The 26,402-nt window shown below is 44.6% G+C and carries 29 protein-coding genes and 1 tRNA gene; 12 read left to right on the top strand and 18 right to left on the bottom strand.

The window, feature by feature from the left end; all coding sequences use genetic code 11:
* The first annotated feature begins 22 nt into the window (after positions 1-22).
* Both BTO09_RS05875 and BTO09_RS05870 read left to right on the top strand, forming a co-directional pair.
* Entirely contained in the window at positions 23-943 is a 921-nt protein-coding gene (locus tag BTO09_RS05875) for an ABC transporter ATP-binding protein (protein WP_087523879.1), read from the top strand.
* Entirely contained in the window at positions 943-1,398 is a 456-nt protein-coding gene (locus BTO09_RS05870) for a hypothetical protein (RefSeq protein WP_087523878.1), read from the top strand. Before BTO09_RS05875 ends, BTO09_RS05870 begins: the two co-directional genes overlap by 1 nt.
* On the opposite strand, the gene BTO09_RS05865 is transcribed toward BTO09_RS05870, so the two are convergent.
* The 10 genes from BTO09_RS05865 to pdxA form a co-directional block, all read right to left on the bottom strand.
* Positions 1,395-1,847 carry a GreA/GreB family elongation factor gene (locus BTO09_RS05865; protein WP_087523877.1) on the bottom strand — a complete coding sequence of 151 codons (453 nt, stop codon included), beginning with the start codon at positions 1,845-1,847 and terminating at the stop codon, positions 1,395-1,397. The genes BTO09_RS05870 and BTO09_RS05865 overlap by 4 nt on opposite strands.
* The gene (gene mtgA / locus BTO09_RS05860; RefSeq protein WP_369826906.1) at positions 1,834-2,535 is read right to left on the bottom strand and encodes a monofunctional biosynthetic peptidoglycan transglycosylase; all 702 of its coding nucleotides are present in this window, start codon (positions 2,533-2,535) and stop codon (positions 1,834-1,836) included. The genes BTO09_RS05865 and mtgA overlap by 14 nt, the downstream gene beginning before the upstream one ends.
* The gene (locus BTO09_RS05855) at positions 2,535-3,653 is read right to left on the bottom strand and encodes an FAD-binding oxidoreductase (RefSeq protein WP_087523875.1); all 1,119 of its coding nucleotides are present in this window, start codon (positions 3,651-3,653) and stop codon (positions 2,535-2,537) included. The genes mtgA and BTO09_RS05855 overlap by 1 nt, the downstream gene beginning before the upstream one ends.
* Positions 3,650-3,802 carry a hypothetical protein gene (locus BTO09_RS14475; RefSeq protein ID WP_157663435.1) on the bottom strand — a complete coding sequence of 51 codons (153 nt, stop codon included), beginning with the start codon at positions 3,800-3,802 and terminating at the stop codon, positions 3,650-3,652. The genes BTO09_RS05855 and BTO09_RS14475 overlap by 4 nt, the downstream gene beginning before the upstream one ends.
* A 64-nt stretch (positions 3,803-3,866) precedes the next feature.
* Entirely contained in the window at positions 3,867-5,219 is a 1,353-nt protein-coding gene (accC, locus tag BTO09_RS05850) for an acetyl-CoA carboxylase biotin carboxylase subunit (RefSeq protein WP_087523874.1), read from the bottom strand.
* 63 nt (positions 5,220-5,282) lie between these two features.
* On the bottom strand, positions 5,283-5,777 hold the full coding sequence (gene accB / locus BTO09_RS05845) for an acetyl-CoA carboxylase biotin carboxyl carrier protein (protein WP_087523873.1): 495 nt from the start codon (positions 5,775-5,777) through the stop codon (positions 5,283-5,285).
* A gap of 35 nt (positions 5,778-5,812) precedes the next feature.
* Positions 5,813-6,808 (bottom strand): beta-ketoacyl-ACP synthase III, encoded by a 996-nt coding sequence (locus BTO09_RS05840; RefSeq protein ID WP_087523872.1) that lies wholly within the window; start codon positions 6,806-6,808, stop codon positions 5,813-5,815.
* Between the two features lie 180 nt (positions 6,809-6,988).
* Positions 6,989-7,186 carry a 50S ribosomal protein L32 gene (gene rpmF / locus BTO09_RS05835; protein ID WP_087523871.1) on the bottom strand — a complete coding sequence of 66 codons (198 nt, stop codon included), beginning with the start codon at positions 7,184-7,186 and terminating at the stop codon, positions 6,989-6,991.
* A 7-nt stretch (positions 7,187-7,193) separates the two neighbouring features.
* Entirely contained in the window at positions 7,194-7,733 is a 540-nt protein-coding gene (locus BTO09_RS05830) for a DUF177 domain-containing protein (protein WP_087525502.1), read from the bottom strand.
* A 240-nt stretch (positions 7,734-7,973) separates the two neighbouring features.
* Complete coding sequence (pdxA, locus tag BTO09_RS05825; RefSeq protein WP_087523870.1) at positions 7,974-9,035, bottom strand: 4-hydroxythreonine-4-phosphate dehydrogenase PdxA; 1,062 nt, start codon at positions 9,033-9,035, stop codon at positions 7,974-7,976.
* Between the two features lie 90 nt (positions 9,036-9,125).
* Here pdxA and BTO09_RS05820 point away from each other — a divergent pair, with 90 nt between their 5' ends.
* Entirely contained in the window at positions 9,126-9,716 is a 591-nt protein-coding gene (locus tag BTO09_RS05820; RefSeq protein ID WP_087523869.1) for a riboflavin synthase, read from the top strand.
* Positions 9,717-9,994: 278 nt separating this feature from the next.
* Here the strand turns inward: BTO09_RS05820 and BTO09_RS05810 are convergent.
* Positions 9,995-10,068 (bottom strand) — tRNA-Ile (locus BTO09_RS05810).
* Positions 10,069-10,120: 52 nt separating this feature from the next.
* Entirely contained in the window at positions 10,121-10,522 is a 402-nt protein-coding gene (gene mce / locus BTO09_RS05805; RefSeq protein ID WP_087525501.1) for a methylmalonyl-CoA epimerase, read from the bottom strand.
* A 63-nt stretch (positions 10,523-10,585) separates the two neighbouring features.
* Between mce and rbfA the strand changes: the two genes are divergently transcribed.
* Together rbfA and BTO09_RS05795 are read left to right on the top strand one after the other, a co-directional pair.
* A complete protein-coding gene (gene rbfA / locus BTO09_RS05800) occupies positions 10,586-10,981 on the top strand; it encodes a 30S ribosome-binding factor RbfA (protein ID WP_087523867.1) in 396 nt (131 codons plus the stop codon).
* 1 nt (position 10,982) lies between these two features.
* Positions 10,983-12,188, top strand: coding sequence for an FtsX-like permease family protein (locus tag BTO09_RS05795; RefSeq protein ID WP_087523866.1), 1,206 nt, complete (start codon positions 10,983-10,985; stop codon positions 12,186-12,188).
* Here BTO09_RS05795 and dusB read toward each other — a convergent pair.
* Entirely contained in the window at positions 12,185-13,177 is a 993-nt protein-coding gene (gene dusB / locus BTO09_RS05790) for a tRNA dihydrouridine synthase DusB (protein WP_087523865.1), read from the bottom strand. The genes BTO09_RS05795 and dusB overlap by 4 nt on opposite strands.
* A 97-nt stretch (positions 13,178-13,274) precedes the next feature.
* Here dusB and lepA point away from each other — a divergent pair, with 97 nt between their 5' ends.
* Positions 13,275-15,071 carry a translation elongation factor 4 gene (gene lepA, locus BTO09_RS05785; protein WP_087523864.1) on the top strand — a complete coding sequence of 599 codons (1,797 nt, stop codon included), beginning with the start codon at positions 13,275-13,277 and terminating at the stop codon, positions 15,069-15,071.
* Here the strand turns inward: lepA and BTO09_RS05780 are convergent.
* Together BTO09_RS05780 and BTO09_RS05775 are read right to left on the bottom strand one after the other, a co-directional pair.
* The gene (locus BTO09_RS05780; protein WP_087523863.1) at positions 15,068-15,286 is read right to left on the bottom strand and encodes a hypothetical protein; all 219 of its coding nucleotides are present in this window, start codon (positions 15,284-15,286) and stop codon (positions 15,068-15,070) included. The genes lepA and BTO09_RS05780 overlap by 4 nt on opposite strands.
* Positions 15,287-15,347: 61 nt before the next feature.
* On the bottom strand, positions 15,348-17,201 hold the full coding sequence (locus tag BTO09_RS05775; RefSeq protein WP_087525500.1) for a sodium:proton antiporter: 1,854 nt from the start codon (positions 17,199-17,201) through the stop codon (positions 15,348-15,350).
* A 157-nt stretch (positions 17,202-17,358) separates the two neighbouring features.
* On the opposite strand from BTO09_RS05775, the gene BTO09_RS05770 reads away from it, so the two are divergent.
* The 6 genes from BTO09_RS05770 (at position 17,359) to BTO09_RS05745 (ending at position 24,604) form a co-directional block, all read left to right on the top strand.
* Positions 17,359-18,219, top strand: coding sequence for an MBL fold metallo-hydrolase (locus BTO09_RS05770; RefSeq protein ID WP_087523862.1), 861 nt, complete (start codon positions 17,359-17,361; stop codon positions 18,217-18,219).
* 8 nt (positions 18,220-18,227) lie between these two features.
* Positions 18,228-19,895: a S8 family peptidase gene (locus tag BTO09_RS05765; RefSeq protein WP_087525499.1), complete on the top strand. Its 1,668-nt coding sequence runs from the start codon at positions 18,228-18,230 to the stop codon at positions 19,893-19,895.
* Positions 19,895-21,691, top strand: a complete 1,797-nt coding sequence (locus tag BTO09_RS05760) for a M1 family metallopeptidase (RefSeq protein WP_087523861.1) — start codon at positions 19,895-19,897, stop codon at positions 21,689-21,691. Before BTO09_RS05765 ends, BTO09_RS05760 begins: the two co-directional genes overlap by 1 nt.
* Before the next feature lie 101 nt (positions 21,692-21,792).
* Entirely contained in the window at positions 21,793-22,137 is a 345-nt protein-coding gene (rnpA, locus tag BTO09_RS05755) for a ribonuclease P protein component (RefSeq protein WP_087523860.1), read from the top strand.
* Entirely contained in the window at positions 22,134-22,961 is an 828-nt protein-coding gene (locus BTO09_RS05750; RefSeq protein WP_087523859.1) for a DUF4349 domain-containing protein, read from the top strand. The genes rnpA and BTO09_RS05750 overlap by 4 nt, the downstream gene beginning before the upstream one ends.
* A gap of 11 nt (positions 22,962-22,972) precedes the next feature.
* Positions 22,973-24,604, top strand: a complete 1,632-nt coding sequence (locus BTO09_RS05745) for a S41 family peptidase (RefSeq protein ID WP_087523858.1) — start codon at positions 22,973-22,975, stop codon at positions 24,602-24,604.
* On the opposite strand, the gene BTO09_RS05740 is transcribed toward BTO09_RS05745, so the two are convergent.
* The 3 genes from BTO09_RS05740 to BTO09_RS05730 are packed head-to-tail and all read right to left on the bottom strand — an operon-like array spanning position 24,596 to position 26,392.
* Positions 24,596-25,051, bottom strand: coding sequence for a GNAT family N-acetyltransferase (locus tag BTO09_RS05740; protein ID WP_232454999.1), 456 nt, complete (start codon positions 25,049-25,051; stop codon positions 24,596-24,598). The genes BTO09_RS05745 and BTO09_RS05740 overlap by 9 nt on opposite strands.
* Positions 25,051-25,512 carry a GNAT family N-acetyltransferase gene (locus BTO09_RS05735; RefSeq protein ID WP_087523857.1) on the bottom strand — a complete coding sequence of 154 codons (462 nt, stop codon included), beginning with the start codon at positions 25,510-25,512 and terminating at the stop codon, positions 25,051-25,053. The genes BTO09_RS05740 and BTO09_RS05735 overlap by 1 nt, the downstream gene beginning before the upstream one ends.
* A complete protein-coding gene (locus BTO09_RS05730; protein WP_087525497.1) occupies positions 25,493-26,392 on the bottom strand; it encodes a cation diffusion facilitator family transporter in 900 nt (299 codons plus the stop codon). The genes BTO09_RS05735 and BTO09_RS05730 overlap by 20 nt, the downstream gene beginning before the upstream one ends.
* Positions 26,393-26,402 lie beyond the last annotated feature (10 nt).

The following is a 26,402-nucleotide window of genomic DNA, read 5'->3' as shown; positions in this document are numbered from 1 at the left end:
CCGCAGCAAGGGCTTTTTTTCTATGCTAGCAGTAACCATTGACAAATTCAGCTATCAGGACCAACAAGAACTGTTGGGTCCCTTGTCGTTTTCTTTAAATACCGGAGACCATTTAGCGATCTTGGGAGAAAGCGGTAGTGGTAAATCTACTTTGCTGCATCTTATCTACGGATTGATAGACCTGGACCGCGGCGAGATCCTGTGGAAAGGTAAAGCTGTACTCGGACCCAAGAAACAACTGGTTCCCGGAGCGCCTTTTATGAAATTGGTGGCACAAGAGGCCAATGTTATGCCTTACACCACAGTAAGTGAGAACATTCAAGAGCATTTTTCCAGATTGAATCCGGAGCAAGAAGCTGCCCGTACATCAGAGCTGCTCACCTTATTGGATTTAGAGCTTTTTGCTGAGCAGAAGGTAAAATCGCTTAGCGGTGGGCAAAAACAACGGGTGGCTATAGCCAAGGCCTTAGCCTTAGTGCCAGAGGTACTGCTGCTGGATGAACCCTTTGCACATATTGACGAATTTAGACGCTCCAGACTCCGCAGACAACTCTACAACTACTTAAAATCCGCAGGAATTACTTGTGTCACGGCTACACATGATGCAAATGAAGCCTTGAGTTTTGCAGATCAGGTGTTGATATTAGAAAATGGTAAAGTCTCGTTTTTTGGGCCGCCAGAGCAGCTTTATAAGAATATCTCAAGCGCATATCAGGCCGGGTTCTTTGGAGAGATCAATGCCTTGCCCAATGGGCAGTACTTGTTTCCACATCAACTGCGTTTATCCAAGCAGCAAGCAGATTTTAGTGCTAGGGTAAAGGCGAGCTATTTCAAAGGAAGTCATTACCTTGTTCAAGCCCAAGATGGCGAGCAGGAGTTGTTCTTCAACACTTCTGAGAGCATTGAACCGGGAACAGAAGTCCACTTAAAAATTGTCCGCTAATGCGTTTTTTAAATCCTATTTCTCCGATCAAGGTATTTTTCTCTATTGTGGTTGCGCTCTTTGGAGTTTATCTGCTCACGCAAGGCACCATGTTTGGCCTTATCATCCTCGGGGTTTCTGCCCGATTGGCACTACGAGAAGGAGCCGAAGTTGAAGTATTTGAAAAGCGATATCGGAACCTGTATTCGGTTTGGGGTGTCACGGTTGGAAATTGGAAACCGTTGCCCGATATTGAATATGTATCGGTTTTTAAAACGGTAAAGAATTATAGGGCTCGCGTGATCACTGCGGAGGCCAACATGGGCAAGACCGTGTTCCGGATCAACCTTTTTTACCAGACCAATAAGCACATCACCGTTTACGAAACAGATACCAAAGAAGACGCTATGCATAAGGCAAATGGTTTGGCAAAGGCCTTGGAAATCGAGGTTTACGACGCCGCTACAGAAGATTAGTAAATCTTAGTTATCTGCTGACTTTTTCCGGCCCAAACGATACTTTCTCCAACCGATTTTCCAAGCAGTAATTGGCCAATAGGGCTTTGGGGGGCTATGGCCCAGATCTGATTACCCTTAAACTGTAAAGCTCCAGCGGCAATGGCTATGAAATAGCGCTGCTGATCTGTCTCAACCAGGCTACCCAAATGCACTTTTCCTGTAGCGACGCCGGATTGGATCTTAGATAGCGCTAAACGTTGCTGATCTATCGCTTTGAATTGCTGGCCCAACTTTTCGGCCTGTAGTTGTAAATGCGCTCGTTCTGTATTGTGCTTATCTCCAGCACTGCTTTTTACGGCGCCCTGTAAGGATTCATCTACCGCAGATTGCGCCTGTTTAAGGCCATCTAAGCGTTTGTCCAACCAAGCATGACAGAGGGCTATTAATTCGGATTTATTTTGTTCCAAGGTTCTTTGCGTTTTCCGATTGTAGATCCAGAGGGCCAAAGTTATACATCTGCTGGCTGATCCAAGACTTTCTTTTCGCGATGTAGGCCGTAGGAGCCACTGGCCTATATTTTAATGGATTGGGTAAGATAGCCGCTAACCCCAGGGCTTGATCTCGGTTTAATTTGTCTGCATCTGTATTGAACCAATGCTCAGCAGCTGCTTGAGCTCCATAAATACTTGGACCAAATTCAATGCTGTTCAAATAGACTTCCAAAATGCGCTCTTTGCTCCAATACATCTCGATCAGAAAAGTAAAATAAGCCTCAAAACCCTTTCGAACCCACGACCTATGTGGCCAAAGAAATACGTTCTTTGCCGTTTGTTGACTTATGGTGCTGGCCCCGCGCAACTTCTTGCCTGCTTTGTTTTGCTCTCGAGCCTTTTTTATAGCGGCCACATCAAATCCATTATGCGTAAGAAACTGTTGGTCTTCTGCGCATATAACTGCCTTTTGTAGGTTTGGAGCTATCTGTTCTATAGCGACCCAGTGGTGTTGAATACTCGCCTTCTCATCTGTCTGAAAATACCGAATAGCCATAAGTGGCGTAGCCGGAACAGGCAAATATTTATAGGCCAATACCCAAAGGTTGGATAAGACCAAGAACCAAATAACGGTTTTAATTAGAAAACGGATCAGTTTGCGCATCAATCGATCAACTTGGCGAGCGAAGTACCTGTGTCTGCTCCTATGGCAACTCCCATACCTCCCAGACGAATGCCACAATAAACGTGCTCTGAGACTTGCTTTACAATAGGTGCCTTCTTGCTTCCGACTCCCATAATACCGCTCCAGCGTTGTTCAATTTTAACGTCTTTCCCGGGTAAAATCGTATGGCGCAACAGTAAATCCAATGCCGATTGGATCTGCTCTGTTGTTTCCATAAGCGTAGTGGTTTCTCCATCCACATCTAAATTACGCCCACCCCCAAATAGAATGCGACCATCTATATTTCTAAAATAATAGTAGCCTCTGTCTAAATGAAAGGTACCGTTAAAATACAAGTTGGGTATGGGTTCGGTGATCAAGACTTGTGCTCTAGCTGGTTTTAGATCTTCGTTTAACAGACTACCGGCCAATCCGTTGGTTGCTACTAGAACTCGACTGGCGCGAATCGATAGTTCTCCATTGATCTCAAGAGAAACTCCGCCGGCAGAATCACTCATGGCTGTTACCGTAGCACCGTTTATGATCTGAATATCAGAGCTGTAGACTTTCTTTATAAAGGCCTGCATCATGGCGCCAGTATCTATCTTTCCTTCAAATGCATTAAAGATCAGTTGCGGCTGAATATTATCAAATCCGAAGGAATTCTCAAGCCTGCTAAAGACCGGAGCATCAAATATGGGATCCAAAAGCTTGTTTAACCTCCCGATCGCTTCCAGGCTTTGTGTGTAGAGGGCTTCGTCTTGCAGGGTGAATAATTCATATCCTCCACAAGCATCATAACCGATGGCATCTGTCCCCAACAGTTTTTTTAGTGTTTCTAGGCCGTATACGCGTTTTTTAACCAAAGCGACAACTTCTTCTTCACTATGAACAGAAAGGTCATCTAGGAGCTCGGAAACGCTTCCGAAGCAAGCAAAGCCAGCATTCTTGGTACTAGCACCAGAAGGCAACATGCCTCGCTCCAAAACTGCGATCTTGGCCATGGGATGTTTACGCCGTAATTCAAGGGCTGCAGCAAGGCCGACAATACCACTCCCTACTATGACAAAATCTAAGTTGGTAAACCAACTTTTATGTTCCCAATACGACAAATTCACTTCTTAGAATTTTTTACGATGATAATAAAAACGAGCATGAACAGCGGTATGGCAAATGCAAAGTAAAGCCCTAAGGTCTTTAGGCCAATGAATACTACAAGCATGGAGACCAAAACAAAAACGATATGCTTAAAATAGCCCTCTCGCATGGACTAAAAATAAAAAAATCCGAAGCCATTAGACTCCGGATCTTTCAATATCTGTTGCGAATGTTTATTCTTCTTCAGGTTCGCGCATTTCAAAGTCATTCATGAAAGCGGTGGTGTAGTTTCCTTCTACATAATCCGGCTCTTCCATAAGCTGACGGTGGAATGGGATGGTTGTTTTGATTCCCTCAATAACAAACTCATCTAATGCGCGCTTCATTTTAGCGATCGCCTCTTCACGCGTTTGCGCAGTAACGATCAATTTAGCGATCATAGAATCGTAGTTTGGTGGAATCATGTAACCAGCGTATACGTGTGTATCCAAACGAACTCCGTGTCCTCCTGGCGCATGCAAAACTGTGATGCGTCCTGGCGAAGGTCTAAAGTCGTTATAAGGATCTTCTGCGTTGATACGACATTCGATAGAGTGCAGCTGTGGGTAGTAGTTCTTACCAGAGATCTTTATTCCGGCAGCAACTTTGATCTGCTCTCGGATCAAGTCGTGATCTACAACTTCTTCTGTGATAGGGTGCTCTACCTGAATACGCGTGTTCATTTCCATGAAGTAGAAATTGCGGTGCTTGTCCACCAAGAATTCTACTGTACCTGCGCCTTCGTAATTGATGTATTCTGCCGCTTTAACCGCAGCTTTACCCATGGCATCACGAAGCTCGTCGGTCATGAACGGAGACGGAGTCTCTTCAGTCAATTTCTGGTGACGTCTTTGTACAGAACAGTCACGTTCACTGAGGTGACAAGCCTTCCCTGTAGAGTCCCCTACAATTTGTATCTCGATATGGCGTGGCTCCTCGATGAGCTTTTCCATATACATATCGTCGTTTCCAAAGGCAGCTTTACTTTCCTGACGCGCAGATTCCCATGCAGGCTGCAAGTCTTCTTCTTTCCAAACGGCACGCATTCCTTTTCCACCTCCACCGGCACTAGCTTTAAGCATAACAGGATATCCTGTCTCTACAGCTAGCTTTTTACAAGTTTCAAAATCTGGAATAACCCCGTCAGATCCAGGAACACAAGGCACTCCTGCAGCTTTCATGGTCGCTTTTGCAGAAGCTTTATCTCCCATACGATCGATCATCTCTGCGGAGGCGCCGATAAATTTAATATCGTGTTCTTCGCAGATCTTAGAGAACTTTGCGTTCTCTGACAAGAACCCGTATCCTGGGTGAATCGCATCGGCATTGGTGATCTCTGCTGCAGCGATGATATTAGATATTTTAAGATAGGATTCAGAACTCGCAGGCGGTCCTATGCATACGGCCTCATCGGCAAAACGCACATGAAGACTATCCGCATCGGCAGTGGAATAAACGGCTACCGTTTTAATACCCATCTCTTTACAGGTTCGAATTACGCGCAAGGCGATCTCTCCCCGATTGGCAATCAGTATTTTTTTAAACATAACACTGTGATTTTTTTACGTCTGATGCGCTAGAGCTCAGACGCACTATGTAATGCGATTTGACTAAGAAGGGTCGATTAAGAATAATGGCTGATCGAACTCTACTGGCGAAGAGTCCTCTACCAGAATCTTAACGATCTTTCCAGATACTTCTGATTCGATTTCGTTGAAGAGCTTCATGGCTTCGATCACACAAAGTACATCTCCATTTCCAATACTGTCACCCACTTCTACAAACATAGGTTTGTCTGGCGCCGGACGGCGGTAGAAGGTTCCAATAATCGGTGATTTGATAGTTACGTATTTCGAATCGTCTGCAGCGGCAGGAGCTTCGGCAGTTGGAGCAGCAGCCTCGGCGGCAGGAGCAGCAGCAACAGGAGCAGGAGCGGCAGCAACAGGGGCTGCGGCAGGGATCTGCTGAATATAAGTTGCTTCAGGACCTTTGCTTTCCATTCCTGTACGAATGGTGATCTTAAACTCGTCCGTCTCCAATTTTACCTCATTTGCGCCAGATTTGGCTACAAACTTGATGAGATTCTGAATATCCTTAATTTCCATCGGATCTTGTTTTTTAGTTTATTAGGTTGTGGTTTTTATGAATCGTATGCCCAAGTCAGATAGATCGACCCCCAGGTAAATCCACCGCCAAAAGAAGCAAAAATTAGCTTATCTCCTTTTTTGAGCTGTTTTTCGTAATCGTATAGACACAAGGGCAAAGTTGCCGAAGTGGTGTTTCCGTAGCGTTCAATGTTCATCATGACCTTGCTATCGTCCAAGCCCATGCGTCTTGCAGTAGCATCAATGATACGCTTATTGGCTTGGTGCGGTACCAGCCAAGCGACATCATCGCCAGTCAAATTGTTGCGCTCTAAGATCTGAGCTGCTCCGTCTGCCATATTGGAAACCGCAAATTTAAAAACGGTCTTCCCGTCTTGGAACACATAGTGCTGCTTGGCATCTACGGTTTCATGAGAAGCTGGAAGAATGGATCCTCCTGCGTCGATCTTTAAGTGCTCACGGCCAATCCCGTCGCTTCTCAAAACCTCATCTTGCAGGCCATAGCCTTCTTCATTAGGTTCAAAAAGTACGGCGCCACCTCCATCACCAAAAATGATACAAGTGGCACGATCTTCATAATCAATTATAGAAGACATTTTGTCTGCTCCAATAAGCAGTACTTTTTTATAGCGTCCAGATTCAATATAACGAGCCGCAGTTGACATTCCGTAAAGAAAGCTCGAACAAGCTGCAACCAAATCATATGAAAAAGCGTTTACGGCTCCAATCTGGGTGGCTACGTAAACGCCTGTTGCTGCTACCGGCATATCCGGAGTCGCTGTGGCCATAATGACCATGTCAATATCTTTTGGGTCTGTACCGCTTTTCTGTAGAACATCTTGGGCGGCTTTGATGGCCAGATAGGAGGTTCCTTTATTGCTGTCCTTTAACAGGCGGCGTTCTTTGATTCCCGTTCGGGTGGTGATCCATTCGTCGTTCGTATCGACCATAGTCTCCAAAATCTGGTTGGTCAGTACGTAATCTGGCAGGTAGCCCCCGACAGCGGTAATAGCTGCTGTGATCTTACTCATTTTACAGAATTCAGTACACAAAAAAAGGCATTATGCCTTAAAAGGAAGTGAAAATAACGAATTTTCGATTAAAACAAGCCAAAATTGGGTCATTTATGACAATTTTGGGCATATGTAATAAAAAACTCTCGCAGATCAAATAAATTGATAGCGAGAGTGATATTTTACAAACAGGTACTACTAGCTTTCCGCAGACTCGGTATCGTCAATAAGAACCTGTCCTCGGTAGTAAAGCTTTCCTTCGTGCCAGTGCGCTCTGTGGTACAAGTGCGTCTCTCCTGTAGTAGGATCTGTGGCCAATTGAGGAGCAGTTGCCTTATAGTGCGTTCTGCGCTTGTCTCTTCTGGTTTTAGAGATCTTTCTCTTAGGATGTGCCATTACTTATTTATTTATCCGTTAATAATTTCTTTAAATCGTCCCAACGCGGATCTGTTTGATCTTCGTCGGATTGTTCTGCCTGATTATTCAGGCTGAGTTCTTCAAGTTTGTCGAGTGCCTCAGATTTCAAAGTCCCATCTGCTACACCGGGATGAACCCTTTTGGCTGGAACCGCAAGTACAATACTTTCATATATATACTGTGCAACGTCCACCTCATAGCTACCATGGGGTAAAATCAGAAGATCCTCTTCTTCGTCATTATACTCTTGACCAAACTTAACAACCAGATCAAAATTGCCAGAAATTGGCTGATCATAAGGTTCATTGGTCAAATCACAGTTGACATTGACGGTTCCATTGAATTGAAAATGCAAGTCCAATAAGGTGCTTTTCTTTTCTAATTCTAGGTCAACTTTTACATCGGCCTTGTGGAATTCGTCATACTCAAAGTGCTCAAAGAACGTGTTATCTATCTGATAGTCGAACTGATGGCTGCCTATTTTTAGGCCCACAAACGGGATGGTATATGCTTTCAATTCCTTCACAATCAATTCGTTTACTATCCCGTCTCTATCAAAGACGGCTGCAAAGATAATAATTTATTTAGAAGTTATTAGAACTTTTCACCATTGGTTAAAAAATTGCCCTTTTGCGGCTGTGCTTTGCGTTTTTATCGCAGCGTAGCGCTGCTATGCAGCTCTAAAAACACTGCCCCTACCCTCAAAAATTTCAATTTTCACTTCAACGCAAAAAATTCGAATCACTTCTATAGGGGTAGTGTCAAACTATCTTTTCTTGGCTAAAACCTTACGGGCTCTTTTCTGTAATGGATTAGCGCTCAACTCCAGATATTCTTGTCTTGTCTTAAAAATTTGAATAGCGCTGAACACAGCCTCTTTGAATGAAGTGTAGTCTGCCTCCCCCTTTCCCGCCTTGTCGTAGGCCGTTCCGTGATCTGGCGAGGTCCTTATCTTTTCAAGTCCAGCGGTATAATTCACCCCTTGCCCAAAGGACAAGGTCTTGAACGGCACCAATCCTTGATCGTGATATGCAGCGATGATCGCATCGAAATTCAAATGATTCTTAGTGCCAAAAAAACTATCGGCGGCATAGGGTCCATAAACTAAGGTGCCTTCTTCGTTGAGTTTTGCCAAAGTTGGGCGCACTACCTCATCGTCCTCTTTTCCAATTACCCCGTTGTCTCCTGTATGTGGATTGATTCCCAATACTGCGATCTTCGGAGTAATGATCCCAAAGTCTTGTTTCAGGGTTTGGGTTACTGTCTTTATTTTGGTGGTGATCAGCTCCGGAGTAATCGCTGCCGAAACATCTTTAACGGGCAGGTGATCTGTAAGGAGACCAACGCGCAGGGACTCACTGATCATAAACATCATGCTATTGCCTTCTAGCTGCTGATTCAAGTAATCTGTGTGTCCAGGGAATTTGAAATCCTCGGCTTGAATATTGTATTTGTGAATAGGCGCGGTGACCAAAACATCGATCTTATCTTGTTTAAGGGCGGTGACAGCAGCCTTAAAACTCTTTATGGCATAAGCGCCTGCCTCGGGCTTTTCTTCTCCGAAATTCACCGTAACTCCTTCTTTCCAGACGTTCAGCACATTGATCTTCTTATGAGCGATCTGATCCAGGTTGTTTATTCCGTGAAGATTTATCGGATAATCAAAATGCTTTTTATAGAAGGACATGAGCTTTACCGAAGCAAAGATCACGGGTGTGCAGAATTCGAGCATGCGTGAGTCCAAGAAGGTTTTCAAGACGATCTCTCCGCCAATTCCGTTCAGGTCTCCAATGGAGATCCCCACTGTGATCTGTTCCTTTTTATTCAAAGCTTATGGTCTTAAATGCATGACCGCCTCGCTTAATCAGCTGGGCGATTATTCGTATTTTTGCATCACAAAGTTAACAACAATATTAAGATGTTTACAGGGATCATAGAAGAAGTAGCCGAAGTTGTTCATCTGGAGCGTGAAGGCAGCAACCTTCACATCAGAATGAAAGCGGCAATGACTCCAGAACTTCAGATCGATCAGAGTGTGGCACACAATGGAGTGTGTTTAACCGTAGTTGCTTTAGATGGCAATCAATATACCGTTACCGCTATAGACGAAACACTTCAAAAGTCGAATCTTGGAGCCTTAACTGTTGGCAGTGGGATCAATTTAGAACGCGCTATGAAAATGGGCGCTCGTCTGGACGGTCATATTGTTCAAGGTCATGTGGATCAGACCGCAACTTGTATTGCTGCGGAGACACTAGATGGCAGCTGGACCTATAGGTTCAAGCACGAACTCATCCCGGGTAATCTTACCATTGAAAAAGGTTCAATTACCGTAAACGGAGTAAGTTTAACGGTAGTAGATAGTACGGACACAGAATTCAGCGTAGCTATTATTCCCTATACATACGAACATACCAATTTTCACTCCTTGAAAGTTGGAGATACGGTCAATCTTGAATTTGATGTGGTAGGAAAATACGTTCAAAAACTCTTGCGTCAATCTAGCTAAGACGCTTTCTGCGATACGCAATAAATACCCCTAAGGCTAGGCCAAAAATAAGCAATACGAAACTTGATGCATCTATGGGAAGTCCCGGTGGCGGGGGACCCGTAGGCGGTGGTGGACTCTGGGCAGCTATTGATTGGGGCAACAGCAAACACAGTCCTAAGACTGTTATTTTCACGATTTGGGGTCGCATAATCGGGTTCTAATGTACTAATTTTTTTAAAATCGCAAAGGAAAACCTTCACTCCGTGGCAATTAGTAACTATTATTTTACAATCTAGTGGACCCAGAAGGGCTCGAACCTTCGACCCCCTGATTATGAGTCAGGTGCTCTAACCAGCTGAGCTATGGGTCCTGAAACAGTGTGCAAATGTAAAATTAGTTAATTTATCCGCAAACTATTTGAATCAATTTCTGTCCTGACAAAGCTCAACTAACACTCCATTGGACGATTTTGGGTGTAAAAACGCAATGATTTTGTTGTCAGCACCTTGCTTTGGGGTTTCGTTCAACACTCGAAAACCTTCCGCTTTTAGTCGTTCTATTTCTGCTTCTATGTCGTTTACCGCAAATGCGATATGGTGTATTCCCTCTCCGCGCTTTTCAATGAATTTGGCAATAGGACTCTCCGGATTTGTTGCAGCTAAGAGTTCGATCTTTGAATCCCCACATTCAAAAAAGGAGGTGTCAACGCCTTCTGACTCCACGGTCTCTACCTTATAATGGGGCTTTCCTAAAAGTGCGGCATACACTTTGTTTGCAGATTCCAGATCCTTCACGGCAATTCCTATGTGTTCAATTTTTGTCATCAAACTTAATTTCAATTGTGCTAGAATAATGTATTCAACAAGTAAATATGCTACTTTTGCCGTATGAATGAAAACAATCGGCAGAAAAAAATAGCAGGTATCCTGCAAAGTGACATTGCGACGCTCATTCAGAAAATGTTGCGGGAAGCGGGCCAAACCCAATTGGTGGTCTCTGTGACCAAGGTAAATGTTACCGTAGATCTGTCTATTGCAAAAGTATACCTGAGCATATTTCCGGCGGCTCACGCTAAAGCAATGATGGAAGAGATTAAAACGGTCACCCCTAACATCAAGCATCAGTTGGCCCAACTGACTCGCGACCAATTGCGCAAAATGCCGGACTTGATCTTTTACCTCGACGATTCTCTGGAGTATATCGAATCTATAGACAAAGCTCTAGAAGGCGAGGTTGACCCTGTTAAGAATCCTGATTTACTAGGGAAAAGAAAAAAGTCTTGAGTTGAACACTCCTTTCTACATTGCTAAGCGATATCTGTGGAGCAAAAGCAATAACAACGCTATAAATAAGATCACGCGAATTGCCGCGATAGGCGTCATAGTTGCTACGGCTGCCTTGTATATTGTGCTTTCTGGTTTTGCTGGGCTTCGTGACTTTTCGCTGAGTTTTGCCAATGTTTTCGACGCCGACCTCAAGGTCTATCCCGAAACTGGGAAAACATTCACAAGTGATGCAAGTCTGCGACAGGCAATATTAAAGACAGAGGGGGTATTGGCCTTATCTGAAATTATAGAAGAGCGCGTTTACCTCAACTTTAAAGGAAAAAATCACATCGCCACTATAAAAGGAGTAGATGCACGTTATGGTTCTGTTGTCCCTATAGACAGCATGCTGTTCATTAACGATTGGTTTCGCCAAGGAGAAAATGAAGTGGTGCTCGGACTTACGGCTTCCGTAAAACTTTCTTTAGGCACTTATGATTACAGCGAGCTTTTAGAGATCTATGCCCCTAAGCCCGGTACGGGACAGATCTTGGACCCAACGCAGGCCTTTAGAAAAGAGCGGGTGGTAGTCACTGGTATTTATAATGTCAATGAGGAAGTAGATGACACCTTTCTTTTTGCAGATGTAGATCTGGCCAGGCGTTTATTAGGATATGATGAGAACATCGTGTCTGGCTTAGAGATCAAATTAGATCCAGGTGCCGACCCAGAAGCGGTCAAAGAAGCTCTAGCCACACTGTTTGGAAATCCTGTCGACATTAAAACCCGACTGCAACAGAACGACGCCCTTTACAAAATGCTCAATACAGAGAATGTAGCCGTATATCTCATCTTTACTTTAGTGCTTATCATTGCACTTTTCAATGTTATTGGCGCCATAATCATGATGATCTTAGACAAAAAAGGCAATTTAAAAACCCTGCAGAATATGGGTCTTTTGGGCAGTGAGATCCGCAAGATATTTTACTATCAAGGTTTCTTGCTCACTGCTGTTAGCGGCGTAATAGGGTTGGCGTTAGGTTTTATTATTGTATGGTGTCAGTTGCAATTCGGATGGGTGGCAATTACACCAACTTTACCCTACCCGGTTAAGCCCACGGTCTTGAACGCCCTAGTGGTTTTGGTCACCATGTTGGTGCTTGGGCTTATTGCGGCCAATATTGCCTCTAGAAATGTGAACGAGAAAATGCTTGCTAAGATCTAAGCAAACTGAAAGTCACCAAAACGCTCCAGGACCTCATCGAAGGTTGCAAAAACATCTGCAGAATCATCACTGGTCACCATTTTAGATCGGTACTCCTTAAAGTGCGGTATTCCTTTAAAATAATTGGTGTAGTGTCTGCGGGTTTCAAAAACGCCCAGCTTCTCCCCTTTCCAATCGATAGACATTTGTAGGTGGCGTCTGGCTGCGTCCACGCGCTCTTGCATAGTAGGAGGCGGTAAATGTTGTCCGGTTTTAAAGTAGTGCTTTACCTCTCTAAAGAACCAAGGATAACCTATACTTGCTCTTCCGATCATGGCTCCATCCAAACCGTACTCATCGCGCATTTCTACGGCGCGCTCCGGGGTGTTTACGTCTCCGTTTCCAAAGACAGGAATATGCATGCGTGGGTTGTTCTTTACCTCGGCAATTGGGCGCCAATCTGCATCGCCTTTATACATCTGCGCACGCGTACGGCCGTGAATTGATATGGCTTTGCAACCTACATCTTGTAAACGTTCGGCCACCTCAACGATCTTAATGCTGTCGTGATCCCAACCTAAACGAGTTTTCACAGTAATAGGTAAATGGGTGCGTTCAACCATGGCCTTGGTAAGCTTGACCATCAGATCTATGTCTTTCAAAATGCCTGCGCCGGCACCTTTGGAGACTACCTTTTTCACCGGACACCCAAAATTGATATCTATAATATCTGGCTTTGATGCAGTCACTATATCTACGGACTGTAGCATGGAGTCCATATTGGCTCCAAAGATCTGGATACCAACAGGACGTTCCTTCTCGTAAATGTCGAGCTTGATCACACTTTTGGCAGCGTCTCTAATGAGTCCTTCGGAGGAAATAAACTCCGTATACACCACATCTGCCCCTTGCTCTTTGCACAAGGCGCGAAAGGGTGGATCGCTCACATCTTCCATCGGTGCGAGCAACAACGGAAATTCTCCTACGTCTATGTCACCTATCTTGGCCATTGGCTGCAAAATTAAGCAAATTCAGATTCTTTTAAAATCTTACTAAAAGCCAGGCTTTTGCATTATCTTTGCGCCAAATAGCCCCAAAGGCAAGTATATGAAGCACTTTCGCAACTTTTGCATCATTGCACACATCGATCACGGCAAGTCTACCTTGGCCGATCGCCTGTTGGAATTTACCGGCGCTATAACCCAGCGCGAAAAACAGGACCAGCTCCTAGATAATATGGACCTGGAGCGCGAACGCGGGATCACCATTAAGAGTCATGCTATCCAGATGGAATACGTCTATCACGGCGAGACCTATGTCTTGAACCTGATCGACACTCCTGGCCACGTGGATTTTAGCTACGAGGTGTCTCGATCTATTGCTGCCTGCGAAGGAGCGCTACTTGTTGTAGATGCCGCACAGAGCATCCAAGCCCAGACCATCTCTAACTTGTACTTGGCTTTAGAGAACGATTTGGAGATCATTCCAGTGCTCAACAAAGTGGATCTACCGAGTGCAAACCCAGAAGAAGTTACAGACGATATAGTCGATCTTTTGGGCTGCGATGCAGAGGAGGTAATTCCTGCTAGTGCCAAGACTGGCATTGGTATAGAAGATATATTGAATGCAATCATTGAGCGCATTCCTGCTCCGGAGGGAGACCCCGAAGCGCCTTTACAGGCATTGATCTTTGACTCGGTCTACAATCCTTTCCGCGGCGTAGAAACTTACTTTAGAGTTATCGATGGTGAGATCCGCAAAGGGCAGCAGATCAAATTCATGGCTACGGGCAAAACTTATTTCGCAGACGAGGTGGGTACGCTTAAACTCAAACAAGCTCCGAAGCAAAAAGTAGGCGCAGGAGACGTGGGCTACCTCATTACGGGGATCAAAGATGCTCGCGATGTAAAAGTGGGTGATACCATTACCGACGCCAAGCAGCCAACCACTAAAATGATCGAAGGTTTTGAAGACGTAAAGCCAATGGTATTTGCTGGTATCTATCCGGTGGATACTGAAGATTACGAAGAACTGAGAAACTCCATGGAAAAGTTGCAGCTCAACGATGCTTCGCTAGTTTTCCAACCAGAGAGTTCTGCGGCTCTTGGTTTTGGATTCCGCTGCGGATTCTTGGGAATGCTTCACTTGGAGATCATTCAAGAGCGCTTAGAGCGCGAATTCAATATGACAGTGATCACCACGGTGCCTAACGTGTCGTATCACGCCTACACCAATAAGGAACCCGATGAGGTCATTTTAGTGAACAATCCGTCCGATCTGCCAGAGCCTTCTACCATGAACCGTGTAGAAGAGCCATATATAAAAGCAAGTATCATAACCAAGTCAGACTTTGTTGGCCCGGTGATGAGCCTGTGTATCGAAAAGCGCGGCCAGATCACCAATCAGAATTACTTGACTCCAGAGCGCGTAGAATTGTCATTCGATATGCCTTTGGCGGAGATCGTATTTGATTTTTACGACCGTCTTAAAACGGTTTCTAAAGGATATGCGTCCTTTGATTACGCGCCTATTGGGATGCGCACCTCTAATCTTGTAAAAGTAGACGTTCTCCTAAACGGAAATACTGTTGATGCCCTTTCGGCCCTCTTGCATAAAGACAACGCCTACGACATCGGTAAAAAGATGTGTGAGAAGCTAAAGGAGCTTATTCCAAGACAGCAATTTGACATTCCGATTCAGGCTGCTATTGGAGCAAAGATCATTGCTCGTGAAACAGTAAAAGCGCTTAGAAAAGACGTTACCGCCAAGTGTTATGGTGGTGATATTTCCCGTAAAAGAAAGCTTTTAGAAAAGCAGAAAAAAGGAAAGAAGCGAATGCGTCAGGTGGGTAATGTTGAAATTCCTCAGGAAGCCTTTATGGCAGTATTGAAGCTCAACGACTAGTTGCAGCTAGTTCCCTGTTGCGTTAGATTTGATAAGTAAACATCGTAATCGGTATCGGTATCTTGACCGTTAACCGAGGCGTCTCCATTTGCCTCTCTACACAGCGTGAAACTTTGCGTTAGTTCATTATCGCAAGTTACACAGGCCACATCGTCCTCTTTACATGATCCAAGACTTAAGGCAGCTGTAGCTGCAAAAAAGAAGACGTATTTCATAACAGATGGCTTTGTGAATTGGAACGTTAGATTTACGGGTTTATTTTCTGCGGAAGCGCTTCTAGTTGTTCGACCCGTTTTGAAGCACGCTTTCTACATCGATGGTTTTACCTAAATAGGCGAGTTGTGAACCTTCTTCCACCTCCATCTCAGAAGGATTGGTAATAAAGCTCAGCTCCCCATCCGGAGCTTTTAAGAACAGGGCAACCATATCCTTGTGGTCGTATATATAATCTAATAGGCGCTGGAAAACAGCCGCAGAATCTATATCGATCTCCTGAATAGAAGGAAACTCATTGGCCACTCTTGTAAGGTCGGCATAGTCGTGCGTGGTAGAAAGCACCTCGCTTGGGGCGCTGCCATTTTGCAGCCCCTTTTTGCGTTCTTCATCACTCATCAATCTAAAGGAGCCGTTCTCCCCGAGCGTTGCGCTATACTTTGTTAGTGCATATCTATTGATCTCGTCATTCCCGGTCATGGCAATGAGATAACCCACGTCGTTAAATTCGATATTGTCGGTTAGATCGCCTTCGTAAATGTTAGCGTTCAAAGAATCCAACCCAAGTTCACGCGCCAAGTTGATGTTGTTTGCGTTGGTGTCAATTAAAACGACATCGCGCTTGTTCTTTTTTAGGTATTTCCCGATAACTCGAGACGGTTTAGAGGCTCCGACTATAATGATCGACTCCGAAGTAGTTAGAAACACACCTACCAATCGGGCAAAAAGGCGGGCGGTTGCCGCATTGAGCAATACCGTGGCCAAAACCACAGCAAAGACAAGTGGTGTGATATATTCAGCCCCGCGAATTCCTTGTTCCACCAATTTGGTTCCAAAAAGCGAAGCGATACCCGCAGCTACAATACCGCGAGGCCCCACCCAAGAAATAAAGAGTTTTTCGTTGGTTTTTAAACTGCTGCCAATGGTAGACATAAAAACCCCAACCGGACGCAACACAAAGACTATCACAGCCAAAAGGGCTGCTGTTTCCCAAGTGTATACCAATAAGAGGTCGTCTAAAGAAATATTAGCCGCCAATAAGATGAACAGAATAGAGATCAGTAAAACACTGAGCGATTCTTTAAAATAAAGCAGTTCCTTAAGGTTGGGCAAATCACTATTTCCTAAGAACATTCCCATGACCACTACCGCCAACAGTCCTGATTCGTGGGCAAAAACATCGCTCTCCACAAAAATGAGAAGCACCACAGAAAGAGCCACCACATTGAGCAAGTAGTGCGGAATAAATTTCTTTTTAATGGCATAGTACAGTGCGTATCCGCCAGAAATACCAAAGGCAAAACCAATGAGCACGATCTTCCCGAATTCTACCAAAGCTTGCTTGGTGTAACCGGCATCGCCCCCAACACTAATGAACTCAAAGACCAATACGGCTACCAAGGCGCCTATAGGATCGATCAAAATTCCCTCCCATTTCAATACTGCCGAGACATCTTTTTTAAGTGGGATATTTCTCAGAATAGGAGTGATCACTGTTGGCCCTGTAACGATGATCAAAGACGAGAATAAAAAACTAATGCGCCAGTCTAATCCGAAGATATAATGCGCTGCCAAACCAGCTCCGGCAAAGGTCACAATGGAGCCCAAACTTATGAGCTTTCCGATAACCGGACCTATTTTAGAAACCTCTCCGCGCTTTAAGGTCAAGCCGCCTTCAAAGAGGATGATCCCAATTGCCAAGGACACAAAATTGAACAAGTGCTGATTGGGGAACAGCCCCTTGTCGCCGTTGTAAATTGGCTGAATCCACTGGGTGCCGTCTTCGGAGATCAGGGTGGAGATCGGCCCTACAAAAAGTCCGATCAGGATCAATGGCAAAATGGCTGGAATCTTAAATTTCCAGGCCACCCATTGGGCCAAAATCCCTAAAACGATTATCCCTGCTAATTCTATCATGTGCTGCGGTTTGGTTTTTAAAAATAACAAGAATTGGCCGCAATGAACCCATAAGTGCTAAAATTGTTAAAATACTTAGTTAACAATCCCAAAAATCTGGGCTTTAAACTCACAAGAGTCTTTGGCATTTAGTATTTTGCATGACTATTAATTGCCGATGACCCTCTACCCTATTGAATCCGGAAATTTTAAGTTAGATGGTGGTGCCATGTTCGGAGTGGTTCCTAAGTCGCTTTGGTCGCGAACCAACCCAGCCGACGCCAACAATATGATCGATATGGCCGCCCGCTGTTTACTTATCGAAGATGGCGATCGTCTGATACTTATCGATACCGGTATGGGTAATAAACAGTCGGAGAAATTCTTTGGCTATTATTATCTCTGGGGCGATTATAGTTTGGAAAAATCTTTGGCCAAACACGGTTTTCATCCAGACGACATTACCGATGTATTCATGACACATTTGCACTTTGATCACTGCGGAGGTTCGGTGGTCTGGAACGCAGACAAGAGCGGCTACAGACCGGCCTTTAAAAATGCTAAATACTGGACCAACAGATCGCATTGGGATTGGGCGGTGCATCCAAACGCGAGAGAGAAGGCCTCGTTTTTAAAAGAGAACATCATGCCTTTGGAAGAAAGCGGTCAATTGCACTTTGTTCAGCCTGGGAATCTTCCGTTCAGCAGTAGTAGCGAATTGGGCTTTGGAATACTTTTTGCCGATGGACATACCGAAAAGCAAATGATTCCGCACATTCAATACAAAGGAAAGACCTTGGTGTTTATGGCAGATCTGTTGCCAACAGCAGGTCATGTGCCGCTACCCTATGTAATGGGTTATGATACCCGCCCACTTTTGACCTTAGATGAAAAAGCGGCCTTTTTAGACAAAGCCGCGACAGAAGAGTTCTATTTGTTTTTAGAGCACGACCCTTATCACGAAATTATTACGGTTAAACACACCGAAAAAGGTGTGCGTTTTGACCAAGCCTATACATTTAACAATCTATTTAATTAATGATACTTATGAATATGAAGAAGATGATCCTGCCAGCGTTATGTTCGTCGCTGTTATTGGTTGCCTGTGGCGGACCTGCCCCATTGGTTTCCACCCCAATTGGAAATATCGATGCCGTACCCCTAAAAGTGGAGCCGCTTACAGAGGCCCAAATGAAAGCTTGGGGTGCTGCGGACCTTGTTGCAGACACTATCCCTGGAATGAGTGTAGATAAAGCCTATGCAGAATTACTCAACAAGAAAAAGGGGCAAACGGTTATCGTTGCCGTTATAGATAGCGGAACCGATATTGAGCACGAAGACCTTGACGATGTGATCTGGGTGAACAAAGATGAGATCCCTAACAATGGGAAGGATGACGACAACAACGGTTATGTAGACGACATTCACGGTTGGAACTTCTTAGGTGATATCATTGGTGAGAACATGGAATATGTGCGCTATTTGCGCAAACTAGGCCCTAAGTTCGAAGGTAAATCCGAAGCAGCCATCAGTGCGGCAGACCGAGCCGATTACGCTATATACAAAAAGGCCAAGGCAGAATATGACAAAGAATTGGCAGATGTTCAAGGTAATTTAACCCGATACAACTCTATCTTGGGTCAAGTAAAACCTGCTCACGAAGCTATTGCTAAGCGCTTAGGCAAAGAAGACTACAACGCTAAAGACCTTCAGGGCATTTCAAACCCAGACCCAGCAACTCAGCAGCAAATTGGCATACTTTCCCAAATGCTAAACTATGCTGATACTGTGCCAGATGTGATTGAGCAATTGGAAGGCGGAATCGAATATTTCTCCGGCCGTTTGGAAACGCATTTCAACATGACCGAGGATTTTAGAGGTGTTTTGGGTGATAACCCAGACGACTGGAACGACAAGTCTTACGGAAATAACGATGTAGACGGTCCGTCTGAAGACAAAGAAGATGTATCTCACGGAACGCATGTGGCTGGTATCATTGCTGCAGAGCGCAACAACGGCCTCGGTATGAACGGGGTTGCGAACAATGTTGAGATCATGGTACTGCGCGCAGTGCCAGACGGTGACGAGTACGATAAAGACATCGCTTTGGCGATCCGCTATGCGGCAGACAATGGAGCAAAGGTGATCAACACTAGTTTTGGTAAGTATTATTCTCCACACCCTGAATGGGTTTGGGATGCCATTAAATATGCTGCTAGCAAAGACGTGCTGATCGTTAATGCTGCTGGTAATGAGGCTTTCGATCTGGATGGAATTCAAGTATACCCGAACGATCAGGAATTAGACGGTTCTGAGATCGCAGACAACTTTATCACCATTGGTGCATTGCACCACGACTACGGAAGTGAAATGGTTGCCACCTTTTCTAACTATGGTAACACTTCTGTAGATGTGTTTGCGCCTGGAACCAAGATCTGGTCTACCATGCCGAACAACACTTACGAGTATCAACAAGGAACTTCTATGGCGGCGCCAGCGGCTGCAGGAGTTGCTGCGGTTATCCGCTCCTATTACCCAAGCCTAACGGCTGCTCAAGTAAAAGATATCTTGATGAAAAGCGGTTTGAGCTCTTCACAAAATGTAGTGCTTGGAGGAGACAGCTCAAACGCTCAGGCCTTTGGAGAGATCTCCAAATCTGGGAATATGGTAAACATGTATAACGCCATTCTTATGGCAGATAAAATGGCTCGATAATGAGAAATTTAGTTTTACTGCTGCTGACTTGCTTTGCGCTGGGCAGCTATGCTCAGAATAACACTTCCTATTGGCAGCAAAAGGCCGATTATACCATGGACATCGACTTTGATGTTGAAACCCATCAGTATAAAGGAAAGCAAACCATTGAATACACGAACAATTCGCCAGACACGCTTAATCGTGTGTTCTATCATTTGTACTTCAACGCGTTTCAACCAGGCAGCGAAATGGACGTTCGTTCCAGAACCATTGCCGATGCAGATCCGCGAGTAAAAGATCGCATATCTAAACTCAGCCCAGAAGAGATCGGTTACATCAAACCCTTGAAACTGACTCAAAACGGTATGGAGCTCAACTATGAGGTTGTGGGTACGGTTATGGAGGTTGATCTGGCAGAGGCCATCTTGCCTGGAGCCAGTACCACTTTTTATATGGAATGGGATGCGCAAGTACCTGTACAGATCCGCAGAAGTGGACGCTATAATGCAGAAGGTGTAGCTTACTCTATGACGCAGTGGTACCCAAAATTAGCAGAATACGATTTTCAAGGCTGGCACGCTCACCCTTATATTGGACGCGAATTTCACGGTGTTTGGGGAGACTGGAAAGTCACTTTGAGTATCGATAAAGATTTCGTTGTGGGTGGTACCGGATACTTGGTCGGTGAACCTAAAACCAAGCGCGGCAAAACGACTTATGTTTTCGACGCTCCTATGGTCCATGACTTTACTTGGGCAGCAGATCCGGATTATATCCACGATACTTATCAAGGAGCTAATGGAGTTACGCTCAACTTCTACTACAAGAAAACCATGAACGAACAGAGTTTGAAGAATTGGAAAGAATTGCAGCCTAAAACTGCGGAGCTTTTAGAATACTTCAACACCCATATCGGAACCTATCCTTACAAGCAGTATTCTGTGATCCAAGGAGGAGACGGAGGAATGGAATACGCTATGAGCACTTTGATAACCGGAGAGCGTAAATTCGGCTCTTTAGTTGGTGTGACAGCTCACGAAATGGCGCACAGTTGGTTTCAATTCCTACTAGCGACCAACGAATCTATTCACGAATGGATGGATGAGGGCTTTACCTCTTACATTTCCAGCGAGGCGATGAATGAGATCATGGGAGAGAATGCCGAAAACCCACATTCAGGTTCGTACCGCGGTTATATTTACCTGGCAAACAGCGGCAAGGAACAACCCTTGACCACCCATGCAGATCGTTATGACATTAACATGGCTTACGGTATTGCTGCCTATAGTAAAGGCGCTGTGTTTATGGCACAGCTAGGTTATGTGATCGGGAAGGAGAATCTGGCCAAGACTATTAAGCGTTATTACACCGATTTTGTTTTTAAGCACCCAACGCCTAACGACTTTATTCGCGTAGCTGAAAAGGTTTCTGGTTTAGAGTTGGATTGGTACTTGCAAGACTTTGGACAAACAACCAATACTATAGATTACGGTATTGAAAATATAGTAGCTACAGACAGCGGAACACAGGTAACCCTTAAACGCACTGGGCTAATGCCAATGCCAATAGATCTAATGGTAACTTATGCCGATGGTTCTAAAGAGTCGTTCTATATTCCATTGCGCATGATGCGCGGCATGAAAGACAACCCATACTCTGGGGTGAATCGCACGGTCTTAGAAGACTGGGCTTGGGCATACCCAACCTACGTTTTCGAGATTCCTAACAACGGAAGGAGCATTCAGAGCATCGAGATCGATCCGTCTAAATTAATGGCGGACGTGAGTCCAGACGACAATGTAAAGAAGCTATAATTGGCCTGCACAAAATTCTAAAAGTCCCGCCATTGCGGGACTTTTTTTGTTTTTAGAAATAATTGGGATTTCTGAGCCTCTTAATTGGTTACATTTAACCTATGCTAAAATTTCCTGCTTCGGAGCGATTAAAGAGCAGCAAACAGATCGAAGCCTTATTTACCGAAGGTAAAAGTGCTAAGTCGTTTCCGCTGCTGATGCGTTTTATGCCTGCTGAGGTGCAAACGCATAAAGCGGCCTTTGCCGTTTCTAAGCGAAATTTTAAGAGCGCTGTAGACCGTAATCGTGTTAAACGCTTGATGCGAGAAGCTTATAGGTTGGAGAAAAGCCAATTCCAAAAGACTTCTGCACGGTATTTGATACTCTTTGTTTACACGGGCAAGAATCTTCCAACTTTAAATGAATTACGCCTGTTAATGGTTAAACTTTTAAAACAATTGGAATGATGAAAACCTTATTTATTACCCTTTTTGGGACCTTTTTAGCGTGTTCTGACGGCGGAAATTCTTCTGCGAAATACGCCGCAGCCGACGAGGCTGGCTGGGACGACATGGAAGAAGTTTTTGTAGAATCAAGCCCATCCGAAGAACTTGATGCAAAGGCCGCTGACACCAAGATCATCAAAACGGCAGACATTGAATTCGCTACGCGAGACATGGACGCTACTTATTTACGCGTTCGCAAAGCCATCGCTGCAACGGGAGGAAACTTGCAAGACGACAATACCGGAAAATCATACAACCAAGTCTATCGAAACTTGGTGATCCGTGTACCTTCGGCAAATTTTGAGACCCTAGTGGATTCTATAGGTCAAGGCGTGGATTATTTTGACACCAAACGGATTTCGCGCCGAGATGTGGGCGAAGAATTTGTCGATCTCCAAGCCCGACTCAAAGCCAAGCGTAAATTAGAGGAGCGCTATCTGCAACTGCTCAGCAAGGCTAAGAACGTAAAAGAAATGTTGGAGATAGAACGCGAACTGGCCAGTATCCGCGAAGAGATCGAGGCCAAACAAGGGCGATTGAACTACCTGCAAAGTCAGGTGAGCATGAGCACCATTAGCCTTCGCTTTTACAAAGAAACTGTTGAGGCACAGGTGCAAGCGTCCTTTGGCAGCAAGATCGCCAACGCTCTAAAAGGCGGGTGGAACGGACTACTGACCTTTTTTATCGGAGTGCTATACCTCTGGCCCTTCTTATTGGTTGTTGGCCTGGCGTTCTTTATTATTAGAAGCTATTTGAAAAGATCTAAAAGATCTGCGAACTCATAAAAAATCGAGCTATGCTTAAACGCGTAAAACGTATCGGAATCCCTGTGGTCTTAGGGCTGATCTTAATCAGCACCACGGCTTTTAAAAACGACTTCTTTGAAATTGCAAAACAAGTGGAGATCTTCACCACCTTATTCAAAGAACTCAATATGAATTATGTAGACGAGACCACGCCCGCCGAGCTGATGGATAAAGCCATCACGGGAATGTTAGACGACCTGGACCCGTATACGGTTTACTGGAACGAGCAAGAAGTGGAGGACGCCCGAATCAACAACTCTGGTGAATACACCGGAATTGGCGCCTCTGCAAGAACAATAAAGGGGAAAATTATTGTTATGGAGCCTTTTAAAGGGTATCCGGCAGATAAGGCTGGACTCAAGGCCGGCGATGAGATCATTAAGATCGACAATATCTCCTTAAGTGATTTTACCGATGATGCCGGAGACCTCTTAAAAGGGGCTCCCGGCACCACGGTTTCGCTAACTTATTTGCGCCAGGGCAAGGAGTACACCACAAACTTGACCCGAGAAGCGGTGGGTATTAAAGCGGTTCCTTTTTCGAAACTCATCGGCGGTGATACCGGTTATATTGTGTTGAGTAAATTCAATGCAAAAACAACCATAGAGACCCGTAAAGCCTTAGAGGATCTTAAAGAAGAAGGAGCTAAAAAGATCATCCTTGACCTTAGAGGGAACCCGGGGGGCTTGCTCAATGAGGCCATTAATGTGGTGAACTTATTTGTCAATAAGGGAGAGGTAATTACCACGACAAAATCCGTCATTAAAAAATACAACCGCACCTACATGACCCAACAAGACCCCGTGGATACAGAGATCCCTTTGGTGGTTTTGGTCAATGGTCGATCGGCCTCGGCTAGTGAGATCGTTTCTGGAGCCATTCAAGATCTGGATCGCGGGGTGGTAATTGGCGCCCGCAGTTTTGGAAAGGGCTTGGTACAGCGTCCAAAAAAACTCACTTATGGCACCCAGCTTAAGATCACTATCTCGAGATATTACACACCAAGCGGCAGATGTATTCAGGCCTTGGATTACTGGAACAGGGACGAGAACGGAGATCCGGTTCGCGCCGAACCAGACGAGTATAACGCCTTTAAAACACGCGGCGGTAGAACTGTCTACGACGGAGGAGGAATTCTTCCGGACATAGTCTTAGAGTCTTCTAAGTACAGCCCAATAACTACAGCCTTGCTTAGGGATAATGCCATTTTTAATTTCGCCACGGACTACTATTACAAGAAAAAGCTGGACTCCTGGTCTAATTTCGAGTTTACAGATGCCGATTTTGAGGCGTTTTTAAAGTTTCTCAACAAGAACGGATTCGAGTACGAGACCGAAACGGAAAAGGCTTTTGAAGCCGCGTTTAATAAAGCCAAAAGTGACGAACTCCAGGGCAAGATCGATAAGGCCTACGGACAATTGAGAGCTGCCATAAACGAGGTTAAGCAAGACGAATTGCGCGACAAAAAGGTAGAGATCAAATCTCTTTTAGAACAAGAGATCTTAAAGCGCTATTTCTATCGTGAAGGATTGTATGAATATCAAGTAGTGAATAACCCGGAGATCTTAGAAGCCCTTGCGGTGCTTAATGATCCGCAGCGTTATGCGAAGATCCTAAAGTAATTTGGAAAAACACAGGCTCTCTGCCACACCTTTATACGGACCATAATTTTCTTCCATGCGCTGGTAGCCAGTTTTCTGGTAGAGCGCAATTGCAGAGTATTGGCGTACGCCAGTTTCTAAGACCAAGCGTTCAAAACCCTCTTGCTTAGCCCAAAGTTCAACCTCTTGTAAAATAGCTCTTGCAAGACCTTTTCCGCGAGCTTCTTGGGCGGTGTACATGCGTTTTACTTCGGCCGTGGTTTTATTTATGGCTTTAAAACCGCCGCAGGCGGTCGCGCGATTTTCGGTATAGGCCAAAAGTAAATGCTTAATATCATCCAGACCATTATACTGATCGTAAAAGTCGTGATCATCTCCATCGGTGATCTTGAGTTCCTCATCTAACTGCTGCACCAACTTTAAAAGGTCTGGGTGTTTATTATCGACTCTTTGGAGTAAGATTCTCATTAAGCTTTAATCATTGCAATATGTGGAATTCCATCTTCTAGATAGGATTCCCCTGTTGTTTTAAAACCGTGGCTGTTGTAAAAATCAATCAAATAGGTCTGAGCGGAAAGTTTAATGATATTGGTTTTGTAGTGTTCTGAAATTGCAGCTACAGAGGCTTTCATGATCTGATGTCCGTAGCCATCCTTGCGAAATTCTTCTGCCACCACTACCCTGCCAATGGCCGCTTCTGCAAAATAATCTCCAGGTTTAAAGCAGCGGGTATAGGCCACTATCTTTCCGTTGCGCGTACCAATAATATGCAACGCCTTCTGATCTTTTCCGTCCAGATCCTGATAAACACAATCTTGTTCTACAACGAAAACCTCGCTGCGCAGTTGCAGCAACTCGTAGAGCTCCCTGATGTTTAGATCTTCAAAGGTTTTAACTGTAATGATAAGATCAGTCTTGGACAATGACATCTTTGGCGTCGTTTTTATTGAATTCTGGTTGAATATTTACGTGATTGATTCCGTACTCTTTTTTAAGATACGCTTCTATTTTAAGTAATAGCGTGTCGAACTCAGAAATTCGAATATCCTCATGTAGATCTAAATGCGCTTCCAGATGTGTCTCATCTTCATTGGCCTGCCATACATGCACATGATGCATGGCTTGAACACTTGGAAATTCGTTGACCGTTTTAATGATATTCTCTATCTCGATTCCCGCAGGAGTGAACAACATCAACACTTTTAGCGATTGCTTGAACAAGTCGTAACCCATAAAGATCAAATACAGCGCAATAGCCATAGTAAGGGCGCTGTCTACCCACCAAAGCTGATAGTATTTCATAAGTAAACCGCCAATGAGTACCGCAACAGAGGCGGCCATATCGGTTAGTAAGTGTAAATAGGCAGAGCGCATATTCATGTTGCTGCCAGCTTCCTTCCGCAGTAAAAGAACACTTAAGCCGTTTCCAACTATAGCAATTGCAGACAGCCAGATCACTAAATTGCTTTCAATTTCTTGAGGACTCACAAAACGCTCTATAGACTCCACAATTAAGATCACCGCTACAATAAGCAAAGTGCTGGAGTTTATAAAAGCCGCTATAATTTCGGCGCGCTTGTATCCGAAAGTTTTTGCTGTGGAGGCAGAGCGTTTGGAAAGCCGCTCTGCGATATAACTGATAAGCAGTGATAGAACATCACTGAAATTATGTAGTGCATCAGAAAGTAAGGCAAGACTGCCTGAGATAACTCCTCCTATAACTTGAGAAGCGGTGATGATCACATTGAGCAAGATAGACACCACCAATTTGGTGCCTTTGGAATCGTGATGATGATGGTTCCCGCCCATAAGATCGGTA

Origin of the sequence: Gilvibacter sp. SZ-19, assembly GCF_002163875.1 — a bacterium.
Lineage (GTDB): Bacteria > Bacteroidota > Bacteroidia > Flavobacteriales > Flavobacteriaceae > Gilvibacter.
Note: the sequence above shows the minus strand (reverse complement) of the source record. Positions and strands in the feature narration are given on the sequence as shown.

Coding starts and splice junctions, on each gene's coding strand:
- BTO09_RS05870 (WP_087523878.1), top strand. CDS start 943: ATGCGTTTTTTAAATCCTATTTCTCCGATCAAGGTATTTTTCTCTATT.
- BTO09_RS05780 (WP_087523863.1), bottom strand. CDS start 15,286: ATGAAATACGTCTTCTTTTTTGCAGCTACAGCTGCCTTAAGTCTTGGA.
- accC (WP_087523874.1), bottom strand. CDS start 5,219: ATGTTTAAAAAAATACTGATTGCCAATCGGGGAGAGATCGCCTTGCGC.
- BTO09_RS05770 (WP_087523862.1), top strand. CDS start 17,359: ATGACCCTCTACCCTATTGAATCCGGAAATTTTAAGTTAGATGGTGGT.
- lepA (WP_087523864.1), top strand. CDS start 13,275: ATGAAGCACTTTCGCAACTTTTGCATCATTGCACACATCGATCACGGC.
- BTO09_RS05750 (WP_087523859.1), top strand. CDS start 22,134: ATGATGAAAACCTTATTTATTACCCTTTTTGGGACCTTTTTAGCGTGT.
- mce (WP_087525501.1), bottom strand. CDS start 10,522: ATGACAAAAATTGAACACATAGGAATTGCCGTGAAGGATCTGGAATCT.
- BTO09_RS05745 (WP_087523858.1), top strand. CDS start 22,973: ATGCTTAAACGCGTAAAACGTATCGGAATCCCTGTGGTCTTAGGGCTG.
- BTO09_RS05765 (WP_087525499.1), top strand. CDS start 18,228: ATGAATATGAAGAAGATGATCCTGCCAGCGTTATGTTCGTCGCTGTTA.
- BTO09_RS05730 (WP_087525497.1), bottom strand. CDS start 26,392: ATGGGCGGGAACCATCATCATCACGATTCCAAAGGCACCAAATTGGTG.
- BTO09_RS05740 (WP_232454999.1), bottom strand. CDS start 25,051: ATGAGAATCTTACTCCAAAGAGTCGATAATAAACACCCAGACCTTTTA.
- BTO09_RS14475 (WP_157663435.1), bottom strand. CDS start 3,802: ATGCGAGAGGGCTATTTTAAGCATATCGTTTTTGTTTTGGTCTCCATG.
- dusB (WP_087523865.1), bottom strand. CDS start 13,177: ATGGCCAAGATAGGTGACATAGACGTAGGAGAATTTCCGTTGTTGCTC.
- rnpA (WP_087523860.1), top strand. CDS start 21,793: ATGCTAAAATTTCCTGCTTCGGAGCGATTAAAGAGCAGCAAACAGATC.
- BTO09_RS05820 (WP_087523869.1), top strand. CDS start 9,126: ATGTTTACAGGGATCATAGAAGAAGTAGCCGAAGTTGTTCATCTGGAG.
- mtgA (WP_369826906.1), bottom strand. CDS start 2,535: ATGCGCAAACTGATCCGTTTTCTAATTAAAACCGTTATTTGGTTCTTG.
- BTO09_RS05840 (WP_087523872.1), bottom strand. CDS start 6,808: ATGAGTAAGATCACAGCAGCTATTACCGCTGTCGGGGGCTACCTGCCA.
- BTO09_RS05875 (WP_087523879.1), top strand. CDS start 23: ATGCTAGCAGTAACCATTGACAAATTCAGCTATCAGGACCAACAAGAA.
- BTO09_RS05760 (WP_087523861.1), top strand. CDS start 19,895: ATGAGAAATTTAGTTTTACTGCTGCTGACTTGCTTTGCGCTGGGCAGC.
- accB (WP_087523873.1), bottom strand. CDS start 5,777: ATGGAAATTAAGGATATTCAGAATCTCATCAAGTTTGTAGCCAAATCT.
- rbfA (WP_087523867.1), top strand. CDS start 10,586: ATGAATGAAAACAATCGGCAGAAAAAAATAGCAGGTATCCTGCAAAGT.
- BTO09_RS05775 (WP_087525500.1), bottom strand. CDS start 17,201: ATGATAGAATTAGCAGGGATAATCGTTTTAGGGATTTTGGCCCAATGG.
- rpmF (WP_087523871.1), bottom strand. CDS start 7,186: ATGGCACATCCTAAGAGAAAGATCTCTAAAACCAGAAGAGACAAGCGC.
- BTO09_RS05735 (WP_087523857.1), bottom strand. CDS start 25,512: ATGTCATTGTCCAAGACTGATCTTATCATTACAGTTAAAACCTTTGAA.